The organism is Massilia norwichensis, from assembly GCF_024753245.1.
In the GTDB taxonomy this organism is placed as follows: domain Bacteria; phylum Pseudomonadota; class Gammaproteobacteria; order Burkholderiales; family Burkholderiaceae_D; genus Telluria; species Telluria norwichensis.
Genome location: NZ_JANUGX010000080.1, coordinates 1 through 1,229, shown reverse-complemented (window position 1 = coordinate 1,229; position 1,229 = coordinate 1). Strand labels below are relative to the sequence as shown.

The 1,229-nt window shown below is 55.4% G+C and carries 1 protein-coding gene; it reads left to right on the top strand.

Going from position 1 to position 1,229, the window contains the following annotated elements; genetic code table 11:
- Positions 1-60 precede the first annotated feature (60 nt).
- Positions 61-1,211, top strand: a protein-coding gene (locus NX782_RS26210; RefSeq protein WP_258848439.1) for an IS3 family transposase whose coding sequence is annotated in 2 segments (ribosomal slippage) — positions 61-298 and positions 298-1,211 — 1,152 coding nt in all. Because the reading frame shifts where the segments join, the coding sequence is not laid out codon by codon here.
- The last annotated feature ends 18 nt before the right edge of the window (positions 1,212-1,229 follow it).

Below are 1,229 nucleotides of genomic sequence, written 5' to 3'. Positions count from 1 at the left end.
TGAATCGACTACGGTTTCATAGACAGTCCTGAGCCATAATTCTAGGCTTAAGGAGAGACTATGAGTGGAAAGCGGTATACGGAGGAATTCAAGATTGCGGCGGTCAAGCAAGTAACCGAGCGCGGGCACGCGGCTCACGAGGTTGCGGACCGGCTTGGCGTAAGCATTCACAGCATGTACAGCTGGATAAAGCGCTACAGCGTCCCTGACGAGGAGCGCATAGCGGCCGATGCGCAGGCCGACGAAGTGCGCCGATTGAAAGCCGAACTAAAGCGTGTGACGGATGAACGTGACATATTAAAAAAGGCCGCCGCGTACTTTGCCAAGCTGTCCGGGTAAGGTACGCCTTGATTCAAGAGTTGACCGAGCAGTACCCGGTCCGGATGCTTTGCAAGATGATGGCCGTGCATCCGAGCGGCTTCTACGCATGGCGTACCGAGCCTGAGAGTATGAGAGCGATCGAAGATCGGCGCCTACTTGGCCATATCAAAGAGTCCTGGCTTGAAAGCGGGGCCGTGTACGGTTACAGGAAGGTTACGGATGATCTGCGCGAGCTGGGCGAGCAATGCAGCACACGGCGCGTGCAGCGGCTCATGCGTTCAGCAGGATTGCGATCCCAGACAGGCTATGCCAAGCGAAAGAGCCGGCGTGGCGGAACGCCGGCATTGATCGCCCCGAACCATCTGCAGCGGCAATTCGATGTTCAGGAACCAAACCGTGTTTGGGTCACCGACATCACTTACATTCGAACTTACGAAGGTTGGCTTTACCTGGCGGCGGTGCTCGATCTGTTTTCGCGCCAGGTCATCGGGTGGTCCATGAGTTCGAGGATTGACCGGGAACTGGCCATGAACGCCTTGCTGATGGCTGTCTGGCGCCGCCAGCCGACCAATACCGTGATGGTGCATTCGGACCAAGGCAGTCAATTCAGCAGTTATGATTGGCGCGATTTCCTGCAGGCGCACAATCTGGAACAGAGCATGAGTCGACGTGGGAACTGCCACGATAACGCCGTCGCTGAAAGCTTCTTCCAGTTACTCAAGCGGGAACGCATTCGCCGCAAAATTTACGGGACCAGAGAGGAAGCAAGGCAGGACGTCTTTGACTACATCGAGATGTTCTACAATCCGAAGCGCCGGCATGGCTTCAACGAAAAACTGTCGCCAATCGATTTTGAAAAGCGATATTTTGAACGGCTCGCGAGTGTCTAGGGAACCGTAGTCGATTCA